This is a genomic window from Streptomyces sp. NPDC037054, assembly GCF_055606745.1.
The window spans coordinates 188,048-211,722 of sequence record NZ_JBVJSJ010000012.1; the positions used below are offsets into that span (position 1 = coordinate 188,048).

The 23,675-nt window shown below is 73.1% G+C and carries 14 protein-coding genes; all 14 read left to right on the forward strand.

The features are described 5' to 3' along the window. Positions 1-142: 142 nt before the first annotated feature. The 14 genes from ACZ7D7_RS26650 to ACZ7D7_RS26715 all read left to right on the forward strand — a co-directional run bounded on the left by ACZ7D7_RS26650 (position 143) and on the right by ACZ7D7_RS26715 (position 23,652). Complete coding sequence (locus ACZ7D7_RS26650; RefSeq protein WP_470827498.1) at positions 143-1,126, forward strand: Pvc16 family protein; 984 nt, start codon at positions 143-145, stop codon at positions 1,124-1,126. Positions 1,127-1,159: 33 nt separating this feature from the next. Then, positions 1,160-3,145 (forward strand): AAA family ATPase, encoded by a 1,986-nt coding sequence (locus tag ACZ7D7_RS26655; protein ID WP_470827500.1) that lies wholly within the window; start codon positions 1,160-1,162, stop codon positions 3,143-3,145. Beyond that, positions 3,136-3,435, forward strand: a complete 300-nt coding sequence (locus tag ACZ7D7_RS26660; RefSeq protein WP_470827501.1) for a hypothetical protein — start codon at positions 3,136-3,138, stop codon at positions 3,433-3,435. The genes ACZ7D7_RS26655 and ACZ7D7_RS26660 overlap by 10 nt, the downstream gene beginning before the upstream one ends. Further along, positions 3,432-10,298 carry an eCIS core domain-containing protein gene (locus tag ACZ7D7_RS26665; protein WP_470827503.1) on the forward strand — a complete coding sequence of 2,289 codons (6,867 nt, stop codon included), beginning with the start codon at positions 3,432-3,434 and terminating at the stop codon, positions 10,296-10,298. The genes ACZ7D7_RS26660 and ACZ7D7_RS26665 overlap by 4 nt, the downstream gene beginning before the upstream one ends. Beyond that, the gene (locus tag ACZ7D7_RS26670; RefSeq protein WP_470827504.1) at positions 10,295-10,996 is read left to right on the forward strand and encodes a hypothetical protein; all 702 of its coding nucleotides are present in this window, start codon (positions 10,295-10,297) and stop codon (positions 10,994-10,996) included. The genes ACZ7D7_RS26665 and ACZ7D7_RS26670 overlap by 4 nt, the downstream gene beginning before the upstream one ends. Beyond that, complete coding sequence (locus ACZ7D7_RS26675) at positions 10,993-11,679, forward strand: hypothetical protein (protein ID WP_470827506.1); 687 nt, start codon at positions 10,993-10,995, stop codon at positions 11,677-11,679. Before ACZ7D7_RS26670 ends, ACZ7D7_RS26675 begins: the two co-directional genes overlap by 4 nt. Before the next feature lie 10 nt (positions 11,680-11,689). Continuing rightward, the gene (locus ACZ7D7_RS26680) at positions 11,690-12,061 is read left to right on the forward strand and encodes a LysM peptidoglycan-binding domain-containing protein (protein WP_470827507.1); all 372 of its coding nucleotides are present in this window, start codon (positions 11,690-11,692) and stop codon (positions 12,059-12,061) included. Next, entirely contained in the window at positions 12,054-13,193 is a 1,140-nt protein-coding gene (locus tag ACZ7D7_RS26685) for a hypothetical protein (RefSeq protein ID WP_470827509.1), read from the forward strand. Before ACZ7D7_RS26680 ends, ACZ7D7_RS26685 begins: the two co-directional genes overlap by 8 nt. Before the next feature lie 36 nt (positions 13,194-13,229). After that, on the forward strand, positions 13,230-13,766 hold the full coding sequence (locus ACZ7D7_RS26690; RefSeq protein ID WP_470827511.1) for a phage baseplate assembly protein V: 537 nt from the start codon (positions 13,230-13,232) through the stop codon (positions 13,764-13,766). Between the two features lie 92 nt (positions 13,767-13,858). Then, the gene (locus ACZ7D7_RS26695) at positions 13,859-14,197 is read left to right on the forward strand and encodes a hypothetical protein (protein WP_470827512.1); all 339 of its coding nucleotides are present in this window, start codon (positions 13,859-13,861) and stop codon (positions 14,195-14,197) included. Then, on the forward strand, positions 14,194-14,610 hold the full coding sequence (locus tag ACZ7D7_RS26700) for a GPW/gp25 family protein (RefSeq protein ID WP_470827513.1): 417 nt from the start codon (positions 14,194-14,196) through the stop codon (positions 14,608-14,610). The genes ACZ7D7_RS26695 and ACZ7D7_RS26700 overlap by 4 nt, the downstream gene beginning before the upstream one ends. Then, positions 14,607-17,723: a putative baseplate assembly protein gene (locus tag ACZ7D7_RS26705; protein ID WP_470827515.1), complete on the forward strand. Its 3,117-nt coding sequence runs from the start codon at positions 14,607-14,609 to the stop codon at positions 17,721-17,723. The genes ACZ7D7_RS26700 and ACZ7D7_RS26705 overlap by 4 nt, the downstream gene beginning before the upstream one ends. Then, positions 17,720-21,478: a putative baseplate assembly protein gene (locus tag ACZ7D7_RS26710; RefSeq protein WP_470827517.1), complete on the forward strand. Its 3,759-nt coding sequence runs from the start codon at positions 17,720-17,722 to the stop codon at positions 21,476-21,478. Before ACZ7D7_RS26705 ends, ACZ7D7_RS26710 begins: the two co-directional genes overlap by 4 nt. Continuing rightward, complete coding sequence (locus ACZ7D7_RS26715; protein WP_470827518.1) at positions 21,478-23,652, forward strand: hypothetical protein; 2,175 nt, start codon at positions 21,478-21,480, stop codon at positions 23,650-23,652. The genes ACZ7D7_RS26710 and ACZ7D7_RS26715 overlap by 1 nt, the downstream gene beginning before the upstream one ends. Positions 23,653-23,675: the final 23 nt, after the last annotated feature.

A 23,675-nucleotide genomic window follows, 5' to 3' on the forward strand; every position in this document is an offset into this window, starting at 1 on the left:
GGCCGAGGACGGGCATGGCGGGTCGCGTGCACGGACCGAAGACGGGCACGACCCGCCGCGCACACGAACCCAAGACCGGCACGGCCGGCCGCGCGCAGCGGCCGCGTAGGACCACGAGGACAGGGACCGAGGAACCGACGCCATGAGCAACGCACTCGCCATCGCCCATGTCAGCCAGGCCCTCGCCCTGTTGATCGCGGACAACCTGCGACCGGAGGTCGACGAGGCCGTCAAGGTCGAGGTGCGCAAGCCGCCCGCCGAGCCGCAGGGCGACCCCGCCATCTCCGTGTTCCTCTACCAGGTCACGCCCAACACCTCGCAGCGCAACAACGACCTGCCCACCCGCGCCGCCGACGGCACCCTCGTGCGCCGCGCCTCGGCCGCCCTTGACCTGCACTACCTGATCAGCGCGTACGGCGACGAGAAGGACCTGGTGGGCCAGCGCCTCATCGGCTCCGTCGTCCGCACCCTGCACGAGACGCCGATCCTGCCGAAGGACGTCATCGAACGCGCCGGGGAGAAGCCGTTCCTCGCGGGCAGCAACCTCGCCGAGGCCGCGCAGCGCGTGCGATTCACGCCGACGGTCATGGACATCGACGAGACGTCGAAGCTGTGGGGGATGCTCCACCAGACCCCGTACGCGCTGTCCGTCGTGTACCAGGCGGCCCTCGTCTTCATCGACGGCCTGGAGACGCCGGTCCCGGGCCGGCCGGTGGAGCGGGCCGACGTGCGGGTGCTGCCGTTCGGGGCGCCGGGGGCGCCGGTGCCGCCCGGGCCCCCGGCGCCCGCCCGCGCACCGGCCACCGGGGGCGGCACCGGCGGCCGCCCCGAAGCGACCGCGCAGCGGGCCCCGCAGGGCGGCCCGCTCGCCCGGACGCCCGCCAGGACGGTGGCGAAGGCCGCCGCCACGACGGAACCGAAGACCACCACCAAGGCACCGGCCACCCGCGCCCGCAGGGCCACCAAGGCCGCGAAGACGACGCAGGCCGCGAAAACGACACAGGACGTGAAGAAGACGCAGGCTGCGAAGAAGACGGCGAAACCCGCCGCCGACGCGAAGAACGACGGCACGGACAGCAACGCGAGACCACGCCGCAACGGCGGCGGCACGGACACGGAGAACTGAGGCGAAGTGACACCGACGGGGGCGGGTGAGGACATGGGAGCAGGGGGAACGCACGCGGCCGGGCCGACCGGTGCCCGCGACGGCGGCGGCGCGACGCTGACCGCCGAGATCCGGCGCGTCCTGACCCGCCTCGACACCCACGCCGCCCGCGCCGACGCGACCGGTGACTCTCCGGCACCCGCGGCGGCCCCCGGCACCACGATCGAACCCGCCGCCGGACCCGGCACGGCCCCCCTCGACGCGCTCCTCGCCTGCTTCGGCCTCACCGCCTTCGAACGGGACGTCGTCCTCCTCACCGCCGCCTACGAACTCGACCCCACCACGGCCGCCCGCTGCGCCGCCGCCAGCGGCGACCCGGAACGCGCCCACCCCACCTTCTCCCTCGCCCTGGCCGCCCTCGACCACGCCCACTGGAGCGCCCTCACCCCGGTCGCCCCGCTGCGCCGCTGGCGCATCGTGGAACTGGACGACGAGACCCGCCTCACCACCTCCCGCCTGCGGCTCGACGAACGCGTCCTGCACTTCCTGCTCGGCTCGCCCTACCTCGACGCCCGGCTGCACGGCCAGGTGCGCCGCACGCCCGTGCCGGAGACGCTGCCGCCGTCGTACGACCACGCCGCGACCCGGCTCGCGGCGGGCTGGGCCGGCGGGACCGGCGTAGCGCCGCTGGTCGAGGTGACCGGCGGCGACGTGCGCAGCCGGGCCGACATCGCCGCCGCGGCGGCCGCCCGCACGGGGCTCGGGCTCTACGCCATGAGCGCCGAGGACGTCCCGACCGACGCGGCGGAACGCGACCGGCTCGCCCGGCTGTGGCAGCGCGAGGCGATCCTGCTGCCCGCCGCGCTCCTGGTCGAGGTGGGCGAACTCGACCGCGACCAGCGGGCGGCGACCGAGGCCTTCCTGGCGGGCGCCGCCGTACCGGTGGTCGTCTCCAGCGAGGACCCCCTGCGCACCGAGCGTTCGCACGCCGCCCGGGTGAGCGTGCCCCGCCTGGACGACGAGGAGCAACTCGCCCTGTGGGCAGGCGAGTTCCAGGACGTCACCGACCTCACCGACCACGACCTGCGGTCCCTGGTGGCCCAGTTCCAGCTGCCGCCCCACGTCGTGCGCTCCGCCGCGGCCGCCGTACGCCGTGATCTGCCCGCCGAGGACGAACTCGACGCAGCCACCCTCGCCTGGCGCGCCGGTCTCGACGAGGCCCGGGTCGGCATGGATGAACTGGGCCGCCGTATCGAGCCCCGGGCGGGCTGGGCCGACCTGGTGCTGCACGAGCGGCAGACGCACGTGCTGCGGGAGATCGTCGCCCATGTGCGCCAGCGGCCGAAGGTCCACCAGGAGTGGGGCTTCGCGGCCACCCTGCGGCGCGGACTCGGCGTCACCGCCCTGTTCGCCGGCAGCTCCGGCACCGGAAAGACACTGGCCGCCGAGGTGATGGCGAAGGAACTCGGCCTGGATCTCTTCGTCATCGACCTCTCGCAGGTCGTCAGCAAGTACATCGGCGAGACGGAGAAGAACCTGCGCCGCGTCTTCGACGCCGCCGAACGCGGCGGGGCGCTGCTCCTGTTCGACGAGGCCGACGCGCTGTTCGGCAAGCGCAGCGAGGTCAAGGACAGCCACGACCGGTACGCCAACCTCGAAGTGAGCTACCTGCTCATGCGCATGGAGGCCTACCGCGGCCTCGCCGTCCTCACGACCAACATGAAGCAGGCCCTGGACACGGCGTTCCTGCGCCGCATCCGGTTCGTCGTGGACTTCCCGTTCCCGGCCGAGCACGAGCGGGCCGAGATCTGGCGCCGGGTCCTGCCGCCGCAGACCCCGGTCAAGGACATCGACTTCGAGAAGCTGGCCCAGCTCACCGTCGCCGGCGGCTCGATCCGCAACATCGCCCTGTCCGGGGCGTTCCTGGCCGCCGAGGAGGGCGAGGCGCTGCACATGCGCCACATGCTCGCGGCGGCCCGCATCGAATACCTCAAGCTGGAGCGCTCCTTGACGCCGACGGAGGTCCGCGGATGGGTGTGAACAGGAACCCTCGCGACGACGGTCCCCGCGAGATCCGGGTGGAGATCGGCGAACTAGCCCTGCACGGTTTCCGCGTGGACCCGGAGCGGGTGTCCGCCGCCTTCGAACACGAGCTGACCAGGCTGATCCGCGTCCACGGGGTGCCGATGGCGGCCGACGGCGCCCTCACGGCCGACGCACTCGCCGGCCTGCCACCCCTGCCGGCCGGGCTGTCCGCCCGCCGCCTCGGCCAGGAACTGGCTCGCGTGGTGCATGAAGGGCTCAGTGGCCACGGGGAGGTGACGCGATGAGCAACTCGCAGGCCCAGCAGGCCGACTCGGAGCAGTCGGCCGAGCAGCGCCGCCGCAAGCGCAGGGAACGGGCCGCCAAGTCCCGTACGCCCGAACCCAAAGACATCGTCAGCGGTGCCGGTCAGCCCCTCGACCCGGGAGTGCGACGGGAGCTGGAGGAGCGGCTCGGCCACGACCTCAGCCGCGTACGCCTGCACACCGGCCGCGACGCAGAGCAGCTGACGGACCTCCTCGGCGCGGACGCGGTCGCGGTCGGCCAGGACGTCTTCTTCGCCGAGGGCACCTTCAAGCCCGGCACCGACGAGGGCCGGCGCCTGCTCGCGCACGAGCTTCTGCACACCGTGCAGAACCCGCACGGTCTCGGCACCTTGCGTGCCGGGCGTGAACTGGGCGCGGTGAGCCTGCCGCAGCAGGCGATCGAGCGGGAGGCGGAAGCGGCGGCGCGGGACCTCGTGGAGCAGCCGGCTGCCGGGGGCACCGAGCAGGTGGACGTCGAGCAGGGCCTGGCCACGCCCGGCTGGCTGCGGTACGCCGCGGTCGACGCCGACCGCCGACGTATGGAGCAACTGGACCCGGCGACCGTCGTGGACCGCATGGCCAACACTCTGCTGCGCTCCCTGCGCGGTGACCCGGAGGACCGGTCGGGGCGGGTGAGGCTGCAGCTGGCGCGGATGGCGCCCCAGGTGCAGGACATCGTGCTCGACCGGCTGGAGATGCGGCTGCCCACGCCGATGCTCGACCGGCTGCTGGAGGCCGTGGAGGAGACGGAGCAGGCGGGTCCGTTGCCGTCGGAGGCAGCCGCGGCTCCCCTGGCCGTGCCCGGGGCGGCGGAGGAGGTCGAGGAGGAGCGCCGGCGGGCCTCGGCCGAGGGGCGGCAGGAAGAGGGCGAGCGCGCGGACGCACCCCGGGAGGCGGGCGGACGGCAGGAGGACGGCGGGCGGACGAGGCCCGGCGAACGGCAGGACGAGCCCACCGAGGACCAGGACACCGAGGATCAGACCGCCGAGGGCGGCGACCGTGACGCATCGGGCGGGCAGGGCTCTGCCCGGGACCGGCAGGAGTCGGCCGGGCGGCAGCAGGAACGGTCCCAGGACCGCGAGGAGGAGCGGGACGCCTCCGGTCGGGGCGCACAGAAGGACGCCTCGGAAGAACGCAAGGCCGAGGCGGACAGCGGGCAGGAACAGAAGGAGCAGGACCAGAGCGACGAGCAGCAGGCGCGGGAGGAGACGGACGGGGCTCAGGAGGAGGCCGCGCCGGAACCGGAGAAGCAGGCCGGGGAGCAGGGGCCGCGGCAGGCCGAGACCGCTGGGCAGCAGGCCGCCGCCCCGCCGGCGGTGGACCGCAGCGGAGCGGAGCCGGGCGAGCGGCCACGCACCGGCGTCGACATTGGTGCGGCCCGCACCATCGGTGACCCCGAGAACGAACAGGACGCCGACGACGAGCCGTTGGGGCTGGACACGGAGTCCGCCGAGGCCGACACCGAGCCGGACGCCGACGAGGAGGCGAGCGACAGCCGCGCGTCGGACGCCGACACCGCGCCGTCGGGCGAGGACACGGCGGTCGACCCCCGGTTGTTCCAACGGCGCAAGCGGGGAGAGCCCCGTGCGCAGGCCCTCACCTTCTCCGACGGCCCGTCGGCCGCGGACGACGTCCAGGACACGGCGGAACCCGAGACCGCCCCTGACGCTGCCGCGCGCACGGACGAGGACGACGTCGAGGACCGGGCGGTTCAGGAGCTCATGGAGGGCGTGACCGCGGATCAGGACGAGGCGGCCGACGGCGGCGGGCCGACCGGGGCGGGCCTGTCGCTGGGGGCCGGAGCGGTGGGGGCGTCCGCGTCCGTCACGGGGAAGGACGCGGACAAGGAGCGGGCCGAGGAACGCAAGGAAGACGCCGAGGCCGCACGGCGTGACGAGGAGGCACGCGCCGCCGACGGCGCCGGACAGGACACCGTGCCCGCTCCAGGTGAGGCGGCCGGACCCGACCAGTTGGCCAAGGCGGACGAGGACGCCCGTACCCAGGCTTCGGGTTCGCCGTCGGGTGCCCAGGGTGCCCAAGGCACCCGGGCCGCGTCGGACGGCGCGAGCCGCGGCCAGGGAGAAGGCAAGGCGGGAGCCGAGGCGGGCACCTCAGGCCGGAGCGGGACGGAGACAGGTGCAGGCGGAGGGAAGGAACAGGGCCGACAGGCCGACAAGGGCGCGGAACAGGGCGGCAACGCGGCCGGTCAGGACGGGAAGGGCACGGACCAGGGCAAGGACGGCACACAGCCTGCCCCCGCCGCGCCCCCCGCAGGCGACCAGGACGTGACCGAGGGCAACGGCGACGCCACCTCTCCCGGCCCTGTGACCGGCCCCGACAAGGTATCCGCCCCGGGACCTGTCACCGCCCCGAAGCTGGCACCGGGCAATGGTCCTGCCCTGTCCGCCGGCCCGGAGGCGAGGACCAACACTCCGAAGGCCACCGAGGCACCGGGATCCGGCGGGGCGACGGGGGGTTCGACGGGCTCGCGTGCCCGGCCGGCGGGCGGCAAGCGGCAGGCGGCACGGCAGGCCGCGAAGACCGCACGCAGGAGCGGCGGGGGCGGCGGACGTACGGCTTCCGCGCCCGCACCCGTCCGGTCCGGCGGCCGTGGCGGTGGCGGCCGTACCGCACCCGCCGGCGGTTCGAAGCCCAAGAAGGAGGCACCGGCCCCGGACGTCTCCAGCGCCACGCCCGAGTCGGGCCTGGCCACGGCGGGGTCGCTCAAACCGCACCAGGCCCTGGAGACCCTGAAGGGCGTCGACGCCGCCGTGGGCCGCTCCGTCGACAAGGAGCGCTCCGCCCTGCGCAAGGCGCCGCCCACGACGCAGCGGCCGTCCGGTTCGCCGCGCACCGTGCCCGGTGGCCCCACGCCGGCGGCCCCCGGCACCTACACCAACGCCAAGGTCGCCCGTACCGAGGCCGCGCCGGGCAAGACGCCCGAGATCACCGGCGAGCACAAGCCGGAAGGCGAGGTGCCGGGCGCGAACGTGCCGGAGCCGAGCTGGTGGGACATCGCCCTCACCATCGGCGCCCAGCTGTTCGGCAAGCTGCTGAAGGAGATCCTGCCGCTCGACGACCTGATCGACTCGATCCTCGGGCTCCCGACCAAGGACGAGGGCCTGCAGAACGCCCGGGTGGGCGATGCCCCGAGGCTTCCGCTGGAGAACGACTCCGACCCGCAGCGCACGGACGAACAGGGTCAGAAACTCGACGAGCGGAAGACGGAGCTGCACCGGGCGGGCCGTGACGACGCGGCCCGGCCCATGGGCGAGGACCAGATCTACCCGGACGTCCCCAAGGAGACCCTGACCGGCAAGGTCGCCGGCGGGAAGAAGGGCGCCAAGGCGAGCGGACCGCGCTCGGTGTCCGGGGGCGTTCCCATCGAGTCCGCCTCCGCCGTCGCCGAGCACGACCGTGGCCCGCAGATCCAGGCCGGCTTCGCCGAAGGCGGCCAGAAGATGGGCCAGGAGCGCCAGGCCAAGGACAAGAAGGCCACGGACGACCGCAAGCAGTACGACGAGGACCTCAAGCGCGAGGTCGACGCCAGCGGCAGGAAGCAGGCCGACGCCCGCGACAAGGGCCGCTCCGACATCTCCGACTCCCGCGACCAGTGGCGCAAGGAGCAGGACGACAAGGTCTCGGAGATCGACGACAAGAAGGGCAAGAAGTACGACGCCGTCCGGAAGGACATCAAGAAGAAGGAAGAGGACACCGACAAGGACGTCGACAAGCGCACCGAGGACGACAACAAGAAGATCGAGACGGAACAGACCAACGCCGAACGGGACGCGGAGAAGAAGCAGGACGAGGGCAAGGACGACGCCGACAACTGGCTCGAAGAGGCCATCGAGAAGCTGAAGGAGTTCTTCGAGGGCCTCAAGAACGCCATCAAGGGCATCTTCGAGAAGGCCCGTCAGGTCGTCACCGACCTCATCGACAAGTTCAAGCAGCAGGTCTTCAAGCTCATCGACGACGCCCGCAACTGGGTCATCGAGCAGATCAACACCTTCGCCGACGCCCTGATCGCCCTCGGCGACGAACTCCTCGCCGACTACCCGGCGATGCGCGACAAGTGGCGCAACACCATTGACGGGGCACGCGACTGGGCCGTGCAGAAGGTCAACGAGTTCGCCGACGCCCTCAAGGAGGTCGCCGGAAAGCTTCTCGACGGCTTGTGCGGCGCGCTGCTCGCCGGCCTCGACGTGCTGGAGACGGGACTGCTGGCGGCCGTCGATGTCGCCGAGGCCGTCACCGTCGGCGCCCTGGAGTTCGGTGCCGCCGCCGTCGCGGCGCTCGGCGAGTGGGCCGCCATCTTCAACGACATCGTCTCCGACCCCGGTGACTGGATCAGCAAGGCGGGCGCCGCGGCCGAGACCGGGGCCCGGGACCACCTCTTCAACGAGATCAAGACCGCGGTCAAGGCCTGGTTCAACCAGAAGGTCCAGGAGATCATCGGCATCCCGATGGAGGACTTCCAGGCCCTGATCGACGGCGGGGTGACCGTCGATCAGATGGCCCAGATGGCCTGGGACGAGGCGGTACCCCAACTGCCCGTGATCATCGGTGTGCTGGTTCTGGAGAAGGTGGTCGCCAAGCTGATCCCCGGCGCCGGGTGGGTGATGGCGATCATCGACGCCCTCCAGACGGCATGGGGAGCGCTGAGCGAAATCCTCGCCGCCTTCGGCCTGTTCATGGACTTCCTGAAGTCGGTCAAGAGCGGCAATGGCGCGCTGCCCTTCGCGAAGGCGGTCGCGGCCAGTGTCGTGGCCCTGCTGGAGCTGGTCTACACGTTCCTGATCGAGGGCGTCGGCAGGTTCATGGGCAAGGTCGCGGAGCGGCTCGGCGACATGCTGAAGAACATCCGCTCGAAGAAGGACAAGCCCGGGCAGCCGGACGCGCCGGGGCAACCTTCGGCACCGAACAAGCCCAAGGACGACAAGCCGAAGGACGACGAGCCGTCCGCCACGGAGAGGCCGGCCGACCGTCCGGCCCCCCGCAAGCCTTCGCCGGACAAGAGGTCTCGCCCCGGGTCCAAGCCCCGCCCTGGGAAACGCTCTTCCCCCGAGAAGAAGCCGCGCCCCTCACACACCACCCGCCCGAAGAAGCGCCGCGACGACGACGAACGCCGTGAGGAGGGCCGCGAGGTCAATGCCGCCAGGCGGAGGGCGAAGGAGGCGGAGAAGAGGACGCGCGACGAGGACCGCGACCGCCGCACGGCCGGCCCCGCGCGTCGCGGTCCGGCCCGCGACACGCTCCGCCCCGACCGGCGTCGTGCCGGCACGGACCGTACGGACGACCGGGACCGCGACCCCAGGAGTACGCGGGCCGACGACCGGCGTACGGACGACAGGCGCGGCCCCGACGACAGGCGCCGTACGGACGACCGGCGTCGCGACACCGACCGGGACCGTGACCAGGATCGCCGTCCCGGGGACCGTCCCCGCCGGGTCCGACGCGCCCGCCAGACCATCAAGGCGGCAGCCGACCGTGCGCGTCGCGCCGCCCGCAAGCTTTACGGCAAGGCCCGTCGTCGGCTCGGCAGTCGCCTGAACGACCGCCTGCGGCGCCTGCGGGACCTGTGGCGCAGGCGCCGGGACCGGATGCGTGACGACCGCTCCCGGCGCCCGGGCCGGGATCGGCGCGACGACGCCACGGAGCCGGTGGACCTGCCGCAGGTGCGGTACGCCGATGCCGACGACGGCGAGCGGCACACGCTGCGGTTCCACGGCCGGGGCCCGCGCGCGCCCCTGTACATCCACAGCACGCCGAAGGAAGTGCCGCCGTTCATGGCGGAATGGAGCAAGGACCTTCAAAAGCCAGAGGCCGAGAAGGACAGGGCGAAGCAGCAGGAGTACGTGGACGCGGCCGAGAACGAGTACCAGGTGGCGCTGAAGATCCAGGCGCGGATCCCTGCCGAGACAGACAAGAAGAAGCGGGAACGGGAGGTCGACAAGAACAAGAGGGACCTGGCGCGGCAGATGAAGAAATTCGCCGACCAGGCTCGTAACCGGCTCTACTTCGACATCCCCGAAGAACGGCTCCAGCCCTTCGCCAATCTCTCGCTCGGCCCCAAGCAGCGGCGGCCGGACGAGGCGCATGAATCCAAGTTCATCGGCACGCCGTCGAAGACGGTCTTCGGGGGCGGCGGGGAGGACGCCAACAAGGCCCCCTGGGGACAGCCACCTGGCTGGCTCGATGTGGTGAACCGAGGGCTGAGTGAAGGATCCCGCTGGGTCCGAATGCACTTGCTGCCCGAGCGGATCGGCGGCAAGGCGATGGGGAACAACCTGGTACCGGCGCGTGGTCCCGAGACGAACATCAAGGCCCGGGAAGGAGTCGAGGATCAGGCGTACAAGGCGATCGGGGATACGGAAACCCTCATTTGGTACCACTCCGGAGCCGAATTCAACCACGCCGACTGGCCTCACCTGCCGAGCTACATCCATGCGAAATTCGGTGGCTACGACAAGGTCGGCGGAACCGGAAAAAGCCCGGACGACTGGCGGGCAAAGGGCACGACGAAACCCTGGAGCCAGAGTGTCGATCCGATCGCCGCGAACGAGAAGACCCGCCTGTCCATCAACGTCGTCGGTGCCCCCACCGTCCAGGTCAGGCTGCTGGGGGGCAAACACCCGCGCCTCGCGGAGCACTTCGTCAAGGCCCGCACCGAACTGCTGGGGTCGGGCGGCAAGCTGACGAGGGCAGGCGGTGGTCGTCAGTTGCGGCGGATGGTGGAGGACTACGCCAAGGAAACCAAAATCTCCCTGGCGGGTCTGGACCGCATGGTGGCCAATTACGAACAGTTGATGGACGAGAGCGAAGTGAGCTGGACGGTGTCATGACGGCGAACAACGAAGAAGAATTCCGGTACCCCTTTGAAGAGCGCTGCGCCAAGCTCCTCCAGGAGATCAGGGAGACCGCCGAATTCGATGTGCACCTGGCGCAGCTGGACGAGATCGTCTACCTGCTGGACGTCGCCGAGACGGTCTTCGAGGAACTCGCGGAGAACGACGACCTGCCGCTGAGCCGCCGGATCCAGGAGTACTTCTTCCGCTACGGCGCGGTCGAGGCGGCCTGGCGGTCCCGGCGTCCCGGCACGTCACTCGTCGGCGAGTTCAAGCTCCACCACATCATGAGCGCGGTCGGCAATATGCGGATGACGAGGTTCTGGAAGGGCGGGGACGACGAGCAGCGCGCCCTCTACAAAGACCTCCGCATCTTCGACGACACTCCTCAGACCGGCTCGGGCCGCATGTCCCTGCTGCGCGCCACCCCGGGCGCCACCGACCCCGAGGTCTGGTTCTTCGACATGCGGCAGGGCGCGATGCCCATGGAGCTGGACTACCCGGCCTATCTGGAGACCCTGCTGGTCACAAAGGGTGTGATCGGCTGGCAGTACCTCTACTGCGAGCCGGATCTGTGCGGTGAGGGCTTCTTCCCGCTGGTGGACGGCCTCCAGGAAATGCTCGACGTCCTGCCCCGCCTCTTCCCAGACCACGACTACACGGACCTGCGGGCCCGACTAGAGGAACGCCTGTGACCCGCTACGCCGACATCCCCAAACCCATCCGCTCCGGAATAGTCGTCGTCAACCCCGACACCGGCACCCCCCAGCGGATCATCGTCCTGCAGTTCAACCCGGACACGCTCGAACGCAGCGTGAGCCCTCAGTCCGCCGGCGACAGCGGTGACGCCGGGGGCGGGGGCACCGGCAGCGGCGACCGGAACGAAGCTCTCCGCCTCAAGGGCCCCGCCCAGGAGACCTGGAAGTTCACCGCCGAGATCGACGCGACCGACCAGCTGGAGGTCGCCGCCCCCGACGGCATCCACCCGCAGCTCGCCACGCTCGAAATGCTGGTGCAGCCCACCACCGCCCAACTCCGGGAGTCCATGCGGCTGTCGCAGCAGGGCGCCATCGAGATCAGCCCGATCGAGATGCCGCTCACCCTCTTCACCTGGGGAAGCAAGCGCGTCATGCCGGTCCGGCTCACCGAGCTCTCCGTCAACGAGTCCGCCTTCGACGTCAACCTCAATCCGATCCGCGCCTCGCTCAGCATCGGCATGAAGATCCTCACCGTCAGCGATCTCCCGGCCGGGCACCGTGGCGCCGACCTCTACATGGCCCACCTCGCCCAGAAGGAACGCCTCGCCGCGGCGGCGCGCGCAGGCGGCCTGGGCTCGCTCGGGCTCTCCGGAACCAACGCCGTGATCGGAAGGGGCTGAGCACAGAACCATGGCCGACATCGAACCCTACGAGAACGCCCTGGACTCCATCCCCGGCGCCCACCCCTACCCCCGCACCAGCCGCTACCACGACGCCGAGATCGGGATCCACCGGCTGCCCGACGGGACCGAAGTGCGCTACACCAAGCGGCGCCTGCTGCCCCCGCTCGACGAGCAGCAGACGCAGCCGCACACCGTCGGCGCCGGCGAGCGGCCCGATCTCCTCGCCCAGCACTACTTCGGCGACCCCGGCCAGTGGTGGCAGATCGCCGACGCCAACCCCGTGCTCGACCCGCGGGAGTTGACGGACGAGGCCGGTCGCGTCATCGACATCCCCGCCACCGGCGGATTCCCGGGCGGCAGGGGAGACCGGCGTGTTTGACCTGCCCGTGGGGCAGGGCCCCGTCCACATCACGCTCCTCATGGGGCCCAAGCTCGCCCGGCCCGTCCCGGCCGAGGTGACCGAGGCCCTGCTGTCCGCCCAGATCACCGCCACCGCCGGGGAGCGCAGCGGCTTTCAGCTCGCCTTCGACCTCACCAAGAACGGGATCATCAGCCGGCGGTTGCTGCCCGAGGGGTTCTTCGATCCCAAGACTCGGATCATCGTGACCGTGACCGTCCGGGGCACCTCCGACGTGCTGTTCGACGGGCTGATCGTCCGGCACGAGGTCGGCGCCAGCAACCAGCCCGGCCACTCCACGCTCACCGTCACCGGCGAGGACCTCACCCTCCTCATGGACCTGGAGGAGCGCACCGCCCGCTACCCCAACCTGCCGCCCTCCGAGCGCGTGCTCGCCATCCTGCGGCGCTACTCCGACTACGGCATCCGGCCGGACGTCTACCGGGAGAAGATCTCCCAGCCCCCGCACCAGGACCTCCGCGTCCACTACCAGACCGGCACCGACCTGCAGTACGTCACCGACCTCGCCCGCGCCAACGGGTACACCTTCTATCTGGAGCCCGGGCCCAACCCCGGTCTGTCCTCGGCCCGTTGGGGCCCGGAGATGCGGCTCGGCATCCGGCAGCACGCCCTCAACGTCAACATGGACGCCAACTCGACGGTCGACCAGCTGACGTTCGCGTACGACGGCACCGCCCGCGAGGAGCCGCAGGCCCGTTGGCAGGACCCGGGGACCCGGCAGTCCGCCCTGCTGCCCCAGCCGTCCATCAGCCCGCTGCGCCCGCCCCTCGGCAAACGGCCCACCCCGGCCCTCAAGCGCAGGACGCTCTCCGGTACGGCCAAGCAGCAACGCGAGCAGGCCGAGGCCGAGTTGCTGGCCCGCGCCGCCGTCTCCGCCGACGTCGTCTCCGGATCCGGCTCGCTCGACGTCAACCGGCACGGCTACATCCTCCAGCCCCGTCAGCTCGTCGGCGTGCGCGGCGCCGGACGGGCGTACGACGGCGACTACTTCGTGAAGTCCGTGACGCACAACCTGCGACCGGGCTCGTTCCAGCAGAACTTCACCCTCTCCCGCGAGGGACTCGAAGCCCGCAGCGACTACGTACGGCCGTGACGCCGTACGTCACCGACCACCCAGGAGCAGCCCAACATGGCGGCACCCAGCAATCGCTACCTCGGCAAGTTCCGCGGCCGGGTCGTCAGCAACGACGACCCGCTGCGGATCGGCCGGATCACCGTCGAGGTCCCGGACGTCCTCGGCGACGAGCCGTCCACCTGGGCGCTGCCCTGCCTGCCGTTCACCGGACCGGAGTCGGGACAGTTCGTCGTGCCGCCGCCGGGGGCGGGCGTGTGGGTGGAGTTCGAGCAGGGCGATCCCAGCTTCCCGGTGTGGACCGGCTGCTGGTACGGCTCCGCCGAGGAACTGCCGCCCGACGCGCGCCGCGAACTCCAGGGCGCGTCGCCGAACAAGCCCGTCGTGGTGCAGACACCCGGCGCGCACAAGATCGTGATGAGCGACACGCCCGGTGCCGACCAGGGCATCCTCCTGCAGGCCCAGGGCGGCGCCTACATCCGCATCACCCGCGAGGCCGTCGTCATCGCGACCGGCGCGGGTGCCGAGGTCGTGCTGCGCGGCCGTGAAGTGACCGTCAACGAGGGCCAGTTGACCGTGCTCTCGAAGCGATGAGCGCCGAGCGATGTGCCCCGAGCGACGACACCGAGCGGTGAGCACCACGCGATGAAAGCCACAACCTGAGAAGGAACGGGGGAAGGAACACCTTGACCGGGAGTCTGCTCGTCTCCGACGCCGTGATCGGCTGCCCGCACGGCGGCCGCGTCACCGCCGCCGGACAACCCGCCGGGGGTGTGCGGGTCGCGGGCGCCGCCGTCGCGACGGCCGCCCACCAGTACGTCGTCACCGGCTGCCCGCACACCGTGCACGGCGTGCCCTCGCCGTGCGTCACGGTCCGCTGGGCCGCCGCCGAGGAGTCCGGCGTCACCGTCGACGGCCGGCCGGTGCTGCTGGACACGTCCGCGGCGCAGTGCCTCACCGCGGCCCTCGTCCCGCAGGGGCCGCCCGTCGTCCAGGCCGCGCAGCGAAAGGTCACGGTCCGATGAGCAGTCCGACGAGCCGTCCGGCGGGCCCCACCGGCCGGGCCCCCCGGCCCCGCTCCGACATCGCGTTCCCGTTCCGCGCCGACCGACGCGGACGCACCGCGCACGCCCACCACGGCGAACACGTCCACGACCTCGTCGAGCAACTGCTGTTCACCAGCCCCGGCGAGCGCGTGATGCGCCCCGACTTCGGCTGCGGGCTGCTGGACCTGGTGTTCGCGCCCAACAGCCCGGAGCTGATCAGCACCCTGGAGCTGTCCGTGCAGGCCGCGCTCCAGCGCTGGCTCGGCGACCTCATCGAGGTCGAGGCCCTGGACGTCGCGAGCGAGGACAACCTCGTCCGCGTGCACCTGTCGTACGTCGTCCGCGCCACCGGCGCCCGGCGTGACGACGTCTTCGAAGGGAGGGCCGCGTGACCACCGGCACCACCACGTCCCGCCGGGCCAAGGCGCGTGCGGCGCAGCTCAACGGCATCGACGCCGTCGAGGTGAGTGACGACGGGCTGCTGCTCACCGTCACGTTCCTCGGCAAGGCGCCCCAGGGCCTCGCGCCGGAGAACGTCCGCATCGACGGAGGCCGCCGGATCACCGGCATCACCGCCGTGGACCTCAGCGTCGAACGCGAGGACGACCCGGAACTCGACGACCGGCTCCACGTCACCGTCGACAAGGCCGGCGACACCTCCCGCTACCGGCTGTCCCTGGTCGAGACCGACCCGTACGGACGGCCCGGCACCGAGCCCTACCGCGGCTTCGACCAGCGCTACCACAGCGCCACGTTCGTGTTCCGGCCCGACTGCCCGACGCCCTTCGACTGCAAGGAGGACGAGCGGGAGCCCGAAGGCTTCCCGAGCGCGCCCGTCATCGACTACACGGCCCGCGACTACGACACCATCCGCAAACTGCTCCTCGACCGGCTCGCACTCACCACCCCCGACTGGGCCGAGCGCAATCCGGCCGACCTCGGCACCACCCTGGTCGAACTCCTCGCGTACACCGGCGACCGGATCAGCTACCAGCAGGACGCCGTCGCCACCGAGGCCTACCTCGACACCGCGCGCCGCCGCGTCTCGGTGCGCCGGCACGTCCGCCTCATCGACTACGCGATGCACGACGGCTGCAACGCCCGCGCCTACGTCACCGTCCGCACGGCGGACGACCAGACGCTCGCGCCGGGCACGTTCCGCTTCGCGTCCGTCGACGTCCGCAGCCTCGACCCGCACGACCGCCCCGAACCGGGCACGGTCATCGACGAGAACGAACTCGGCGACCTGGACGAGCGCGGCTCGGTCGAGGTCTTCGAACCGGTCGTCGCCGCCGACCCGCTGGAGCTGAGGGCCGCGCACAACGCGATACGGCTGTGGACGTGGGGCGGCGAGGTGTGCGCGCTGCCCGCGGGCACCACCTCGGCGACCCTGCGGGACGAGTGGGTGGACCAGGAGACCTGCCGGGACCGCCGCCTCGCCCTGCGGCCCGGCGACGTCGTCGTGTTCGAGGAGGTCAAGGGGCCGCGCACCGGCACCCCCGGCGACGCCGACCCCGCCCACCGCCAGGCCGTCCGCCTCACCTCCGTCACCCCGGGCGTGGACCGCATCGAGGACCAGCCGGTCCTGGAGGTCACCTGGGCCGCCGAGGACGCCCTGCGCTTCCCGTTCTGCCTCACCACCCGCGGCGGACGCCACTGCCTGCCCGTCGAGGACGTCACCCTCGTCCGCGGCAACGTCGTCCTCGTGGACCACGGACGCACCCTCACCGGACTGCCCGAGACGGTCACCGTGCCGCCCGTGCCCGCCGTCGTCGCGCCCTGCGACCCGCCCGCCTTCGGCTGCGCCGACCCCCGGGAGGGCAACGCGCCCGCCCGCCTCATCAACGCCCTCACCGACCGGACGGAGGACGGCCGCACCCTCGTCCCGGACGACGTACGCGAACTCTTCGACGTCGTCGGCGAGTCGGCCGTGGTCCGCGCCGGCCTCGGCCTGGAGCGCGCCGGTCAGCGGCACGAACGCGTCGTGCCCGGTACCGCCTACGCCCAGGCCGCCGCGCTGCGCACCCTGCTCGCGCAGTCCGTGTACCCGGGCCTCGTGCCCCGCTTCCGCCCCGTCCTCGGCCGGGCGCCCGTCACGCAGGCCGTGCCGTTCCCCGACCCGGCCGCCGTCGCGCGCGGCCAGGCCGAGCGGATCGCGGCCATCCCGGGCCGGGTCCGCCGGCGCCTCGTCGAGCTGTGGCGCAGCGCCTGCGACCGGGACGGCCTCGGCGAGGCCGAGATCGCCGAACTCGCCGTGATCTACGGCCTGGACGTCCTGGAACGCCTCGAACTGCGCCGCCACCCGGTCCGCGCCCTGCGCGAACTCCTGCACCGAAGCGACCGGTTGCTCGACGCCAAGCTGCGCCGCGTCGAGATCCTCGCCGCCCGCGCCCGCGCGGGAACCGTCCTCGACGGGCACATCGCCTGGGAGATCGCGCACAGCTGGGGCGCGGACCACGCCGCCGGACTGCACCCCGACGAGAAGGCGCTGCGCGGCCCCGCGAGCGCCGCCCTCGCCCAGGACCCGCGCCGGGCGCTGCCCGCCGTGCGCGTCGTGGACGGCGACCGGGACGAGACCTGGGAGCCGCGCCGCGACCTACTCGACAGCGGCCCCCGCGAGCGGCACTTCGTCGGCGAACTCCAGGACGACGGCCGGCTCGCCCTGCGCTTCGGCGACGGCCGGCACGGCGCGCGGCCCGCGCCCGGCGCCCGGCTCGCCCTGCACCACCGGCTCGGCGGCGGCACCGCGGGCAACGTCGGCGCGGAGGCCATCAACCACCTCGTCGTGCGCGGCGCGTGCGAGGCGCCCATCGCCGCCGTCCGCAACCCGCTGCCCGCCACCGGCGGCACCGAACCCGAACCGGTGGACCAGGTACGCCAGTTGGCACCGCTCGACCTGCGCCGCACCCGGCTTCGCGCCGTCACCGCCGAGGACTACGCGGCGCTCGCCTCCGCCCTGCCCGGCGTGCAGCGGGCCGCCGCGACCCTGCGCTGGACCGGCAGCGTCCAGGAGGCGCACGTCGCGATCGACGCGCACGGCGCCGGCGCCCCGACTCCGGACCTGCTGGCGTCCGTGACGCAGGCCCTGGAGACGTACCGGCGCATCGGCCACGACCTCGTCGTCGGCCCCGCCCGCCACGTGGCGCTCGACATCGCGCTGACCGTGTGCGCCGCGCCCGGCCACCAGCACGGCCAGATCCTCGCCGAGCTGTACCGCGTGCTCGGCAACGGCCGGCTGCCCGGCGGTCGGCTCGGCTTCTTCCACCCGGACGCGCTCACCTTCGGCGAACCGGTGCGGCTCAGCCGCCTGGTCGCCGCGGCGGCGGCCGTCCCCGGCGTGGACGGCGTCGAAGTGACCCGGCTGCGGCGGCTGTTCGATGAGGACCGAGGAGAACGGGAGGACGGCGTGCTGCGGCTCGGCCCGCTGGAGATCGCCACCTGCGACAACGACCCGGACCGGCCGGAGAACGGGCGGCTGGCGATTTCCCTGGGAGGCACCCGATGACCGCGACCGACGAGTGCGCCTGCGGCGGGGCCTGCCGCGGCGGCCACGACGAGCGGCTCGCGCCCGCCCCGCTCCACAACCCGCCCGGCCGCACCGCGCTGGACTACCGCGTCGGCGAGTACGGCTCCTTCCTGGCCGCGCTCCTCGACCGCCTCGCCTCACCGGCGTACCCGGCCCTCGACGGGCTGACCGTCCGGACGCCCGACGACCCGGCCATCGGCCTGCTCGACGCCACCGCCGTCCTCGGCGACCTGCTCACCTTCCACTCCGAGCGGATCGCCGACGAGGCCTATGTCCGGACCGCGAACGAGCACCGCTCCCTGGTGCTGCTCGGCCGGCTCGTCGGACACCGGCCGCGCCCCGGCGTCGCCGCCACCACCCACCTGGCGTACACCCTCGAACGCGACCCGCGCGCCGAGGCGCTGCCCGTCGTCGTGCCGCGCGGCGCCCGCAGCCACAGCGTGCCCGCGTCCGCCGACGAGGAGTCGCTGACCTTCGAGACCAGCCGGGACCTGACCGCCCGCTGGGACTTCAACGAGCTGAAGGTGCGTCGCCGCAGGCCCTCCCCGGTCACCCCGCAGGACCTGGCCAGGCGCTCCGCGCTGTTCGTCGCGGGCACCTCCGCCGCCCTGCGCACCGGCGACCAGTTGCTCTTCGTCTTCAGTGAACGGGCGGGCGGCGAACGGCTGTTGCTGCCCGTCGCCGGAGCCCGCGTCGACCGCGACGACGACGTCACCGCGATCTCCCTGCCGCGGTCCGCCCCGCCGACCCTGAAGGAGCTCGTCGACGAGGTGCGGCGCTGGACCGCCGACCCGGGGGCACCGGGCGAGCCGGGCGACGAACCGGCCACCCCCGAGGTGCCCAATCCCCGCCCGGTCAGCCGCCTGATCGAGGACTTCGAGGACCAGGTCCTCGCCCCGCTGCGTGCCGACCTCGACACGGCCGGGACCCCGGAGCGGCTCGCGGCCCGTCTCGCGGAACCCGTCGCCCGCCTCGGCGAGGCGCAGGTCCTGGCCACACCGTACGAGGACGTGGCGGGCTGGTTCGCCCAGCTGGAGGCCGTTCTCGCCGAACTCGCCGAGCGGGCCCTCGAACTGGCGCCGGCGCAAGGCGCCGAGACGGCACCGACCACCAGAGCAGCGGCCGAGAACCCCCACGAGGCCGCCCTCCGCGCCCTCGGCGCCGTCCTCCCCGCCCTGCGCGGCGGCGCACCCGCCCCCCGGGGCGCCCTCGGACCGCAGCGCCCCGGCACCGACACCGCCCGCCTGCTGTCCGCCCTCGACCCCGGCCTCGGCAGCCTCTACCCCGCCTGGCGCACGGCGGCCGCCCCCGGCACGCCGCAGCTCCTGCGCGAACTGCTCGCCATGCGCGTCACCGCCGCCCCCTTCGGCGCGACGGCCCCGCTCAAGCCCGTCCAGGACGACCGCGGCCGGGTCATCCGCACCGCCGACTGGCCGCTGACCGGCGCCGTGCTGGCGAGCATGCGCGTCGTCTACGACACGACGGGCAAGACCCCCGTGCGGGCCGAGTTCCAGTACGTCGAGGGCAGCAGCTCCGACCAGCGCGCGGAGAACCTGCCCGTCGCCCGGCCGGTCGCCTTCACGCTCGGCCCAGGCCGGGTCGACCTGTCGGTGCGCTCCGGACAGGACCGCGACCTGAGCTGGCTCAACCGGCGCCCGACCGACTCCCAGGAACCCGGCGTCACCGCCCGCCTCCACTCCGGTCTGCCCGAACGCACCGTCTTCGTGTCGCGGCCCGACGCCGACGGCCTCGTCCACGTCGGCATCCACAACGGCACCTCCGAGCAGGTCACCCTCCGGCCCGGCACCAACGAGCAGTTCACGCACGGCGACCACGAGATCGGCCTCAAGTACACGGTGGGCAGCACCGAGCCCAACGTCGAGATCGTCATCGCCACCAAGCCGGAACCCGTCAACCGCCGCGTCCTCCAACTGGACACCGTGCACGAGGGCATCACCGTCGGCAGCTGGGTCGCCGTGCAGCGACCCGCCAAGGGAGCCGACGACGGCGTCCCCGGCGACCCCGGACTGGCGTTCGTCACCACCCGCGTGGTCGCCGCCCGCACCGCCGTCTGCACCAACTACGGCATCACCGGCCGCGGCACCGAACTCACCCTGGCCGACCCGTGGCTGGACGAGTTCGACGTCCTGCTGTCCCACATCCGCGACACCACCGTGCACGCCGCGGGCGAGCCGCTGCGCCTGGCCGACGAGCCGCTCGGCGAGGACGTGCACGGCAACGAGATCGAACTCGCCGAGCTGTACGACGGCCTGCGGCCCGGCCGCACCCTCGTCGTCACCGGCGAGCGGTCCGACGTCCCGGGCGCGGCCGGCGTCAGCGCCACCGAGGTGGTCACCGTCGCCGCCGCCGAACCGGCCGTCGACCCGCACCTGCCCGGCGACCACGTCCACACGAGGCTGACGCTCACCGCCGACCTCGCCCACCGCTACCGGCGCGAGACGGTACGCATCCTCGGCAACGTCGTCGAGGCCACCCACGGCGAGAGCCGCGAGGAGGCCATCGGCAGCGGCGACTCCGACCGCGTCAACCAGACGTTCGCCCTGTGGCAGTCCCCGCTGACCTGGCTCGCCGACGACAACCCCCTCGGCGCCACACCGGTGCTGGAGATCCGCGTCGACGGCGTGCTGTGGCACGAGGTGGACAGCCTCGCCGGACGCGGACCCACCGAACGCGTCTACATCACCGGCTCCACCGCCGGCGGACGCACCACGGTCACCTTCGGGGACGGCGTGCACGGCGCCCGCCTGCCCACCGGCCACGAGAACGTCCGCGCCCGCTACCGCTTCGGCACCGGCCGCGCCGCCAACGTGCCCGCCGACCGCGTCACCCAGCCCCTCACCCGCCCGCTCGGCGTCACCGCCGTCACCAACCCGCGGCCCGCGACCGGCGGCGCCGACGCGGACGGCCCCGGCCTGACCCGCCGTACCATCCCGCTGGCCGTCTCGGCCCTCGACCGGCTGGTGTCCGCCGCCGACTACGAGGACTTCGCCCGCTCCCGCGCCGGCATCGGCCGGGCCGCCGCACGCGAACTCTTCGACGGACGACGGCGCGTGCTGCACGTGACGGTCGCGGGCACGGACGACGTCCCCGTCGCCGGGGACTCCGCCACCCTGCGCGCGCTGCGCGGCGCGCTCACCGAGTACGGAGACCCCCACCTGCCGGTCCGCGTGGACGCCCGCGAACTGGTCCTGCTGCTGCTCGCCGCCAAGGTGAAGGTGGCACCCGACCACACCTGGGAGGTCGTCCAACCGCGCCTGCGGCAGGCCCTGTTGCGCCGGCTCGGCTTCGACGGACGCGAACTGGGCAGGCCGGCCCGGCTGTCCGAGGTGCTGGCCGCCGCCCACACCGTGCCCGGCGTCGACCACGTCGACGTCGACGTGTTCACCGGTGTGCCCTCCTCCGCCACCCCGGAGGAGCTCACCGCCCTGCTCGCCGACCCCGGCCCCCCGCGGGCCACCGTCCCGGCCCGCCCGGCGACGTACGACGAGAAGGTCCACACCGTCCGCGACGCCGACGGCGAGACGCTGTCGTCGGTCTGCGCCCGGTACGGCATCCCGCTCGCCGAATTCCTGCGCCTCAACCCCGACATCACCGACACCCGGCGCCTCGCCAGGGGCCGGTCGGTGTTCGTCTTCCGCGGCATCCGCCCGGCCCAGCTCGCCCTGCTGTCGCCCCGGGCCGCCGACACCCTGATCCTTACGGAGGTCAAGTGATGTCCCCGGACACCGAGTCCGTGACACCGGCCCCGGCGGTGCCCAGGGACCCCGACGGTCTCGCCGCGCTGCTGCCCCGTTGGCACCGCCTGCGCGACGCCGAGGAGGGCGAGCCGCTGCGCGCCCTCCTCGCGGTGATCACCGAACAGCTCGACCGGGTCCGCGACGGCGTCGAACAGGGCTACGAGGACCTGTTCGTGGAGACCGCCGCGCCCTGGGTGCTGCCCTACCTCGGCGACCTCGTCGGCCACCGCACCCTGCCCGGCTACGAACGCGTCCTCACCACCGGCCTGCACGACGGCGGCCGGGCCGCCCTCGCCGAGGCGGTCGCGCCGCGCCGCGACGTGGCGGGCACGGTGGCGAGCCGCCGCCGCAAGGGCACCCTGCACCTGCTGGAGGAACTGTCCGAGCAGGTCGCCGACTGGCCCGCGCGGGCCGTCGAACTGTCCCGGCAGGTCGCCCACACCCAGCCCGTCCGGCTCTACGGCACCGGGCGGCGGGGCGACCGCGGCCGACTGGCGGACCTGCGCGACAGCGCCGAACTCGCCCTCCAGGGCGGTCCGTTCGGATCGACCGCCCGCACGGTCGACGTGCGCCGCGCCGACTCCCGCCGCCGGCAGGGCGGCTGGACCCCCGCCGGCGTCGCCCTGTTCGTGTGGCGGCTGAAGCCGTACTCGCTGACCCGGTCCCCGGCCTACTGCATCGACCGCGCCCGCAACCTGTACACCTTCTCCATCCTCGGCAACGACACCCCGCTGGTCACCAAGGCGCTCCCCGAGCCCTCACCGGCGCACACCGCCGCCGTCGACAACGTCCCGGCGTTCATCACCCGCCGCCTGCTGCACGACCGGCTCCTCGACTACTACGGGCCGGGCAAGAGCCTCGTCATCCGGCGCGACGGCGAGGACCGGCCCGTGCCGCCCTCCGACATCGTGGTCGCCGACCTGTCCGACTGGCGCTACCGGCCCAAGCGGAACCAGGTCGCCGTCGACCCCGAACTCGGGCGGATCGCGTTCGGCTCACGGACCGCGCCCCGGCAGGGCGTGTGGGTCGACCACCACTACGCCTTCGCCGCCGACATGGGCGGCGGCGAGTACGAACGCGACCGCGAGCCGCGGCCCGACGCCGAGGTCTACCGCGTCGGACCCGGACAGCCGTACCGGCAGATCATGGACGCCTACCGGGCCTGGCAGCACGACCGCCGCGCCGACCGCACCGGGCCCGCCGGCATCATCGAGATCACGCACAGCGGCGCCTACCAGGAGCAGCTCGACTTCGACCTCGACCCGGGCGACCGGCTCGAAGTGCGGGCCGCCGAGGGCACCCGGCCGGTGATCCGCCTGCTCGACTGGTACAGCAACCGGCCCGACGCTCTCAACATCCGCGCCGTGTCCGACGACTGCGCCCCGCACGAACGGCCGGGCATCGTCCTGGACGGCCTGCTCGTCGCCGGACGCGGCATCAACGTCACCGGACCCGTCGGCTCGGTCGTCCTGCGGCACTGCACCCTCGTACCGGGCTGGTCACTGGAGCCCGAGTGCGAGCCGCACTCGCCGGAGGAGCCCAGCGTCGTCCTGGAACGCACCACCGCCTGCCTCCAGGTCGAGCACAGCATCCTCGGCACCATCGAGGTCATCGGTGACGAGGTGAGCGAGGACCCCCTCGCCATCCACATCCGCGACAGCGTCCTCGACGCCACCGCCGACGACCGCGAGGCGCTCTCCGCCCCCGACTGCCGGCACGCCCACGCCGTGCTCCACCTGCACCGCACCACCGTCATCGGCGAGATCCACACCCACGCCGTGAAGATCGCCGAGAACTCGGTGTTCACCGGGCGCCTCCACGTGGCCCGGCGCGGCATCGGCTGCCTGCGGTACTGCTCCGTCCTCGCCGGCTCCCGCACACCGCGCCGCCACCGCTGCCAACCGGACCTCGCCGGGCCCGGACAGGCGGGCCGCGTACGGCCGTTGTTCACGTCGCAGCGCTACGGCACGCCCTGGTACGGACTGCTCGCCGACCGGTGCCCCGAGGAGATCCGGCGCGGCGCGGACGACGGCGCCGAGATGGGCGCCTTCCACGACCTGTACCGGCCGCAGCGCGAGGACGGCCTGCGGGCCCGGCTCGCGGAGTACACGCCGGCCGGCACCGACGCCGGGATCTTCTTCGTGACGTGAGCGACCGCCGAGCCACCGAACCC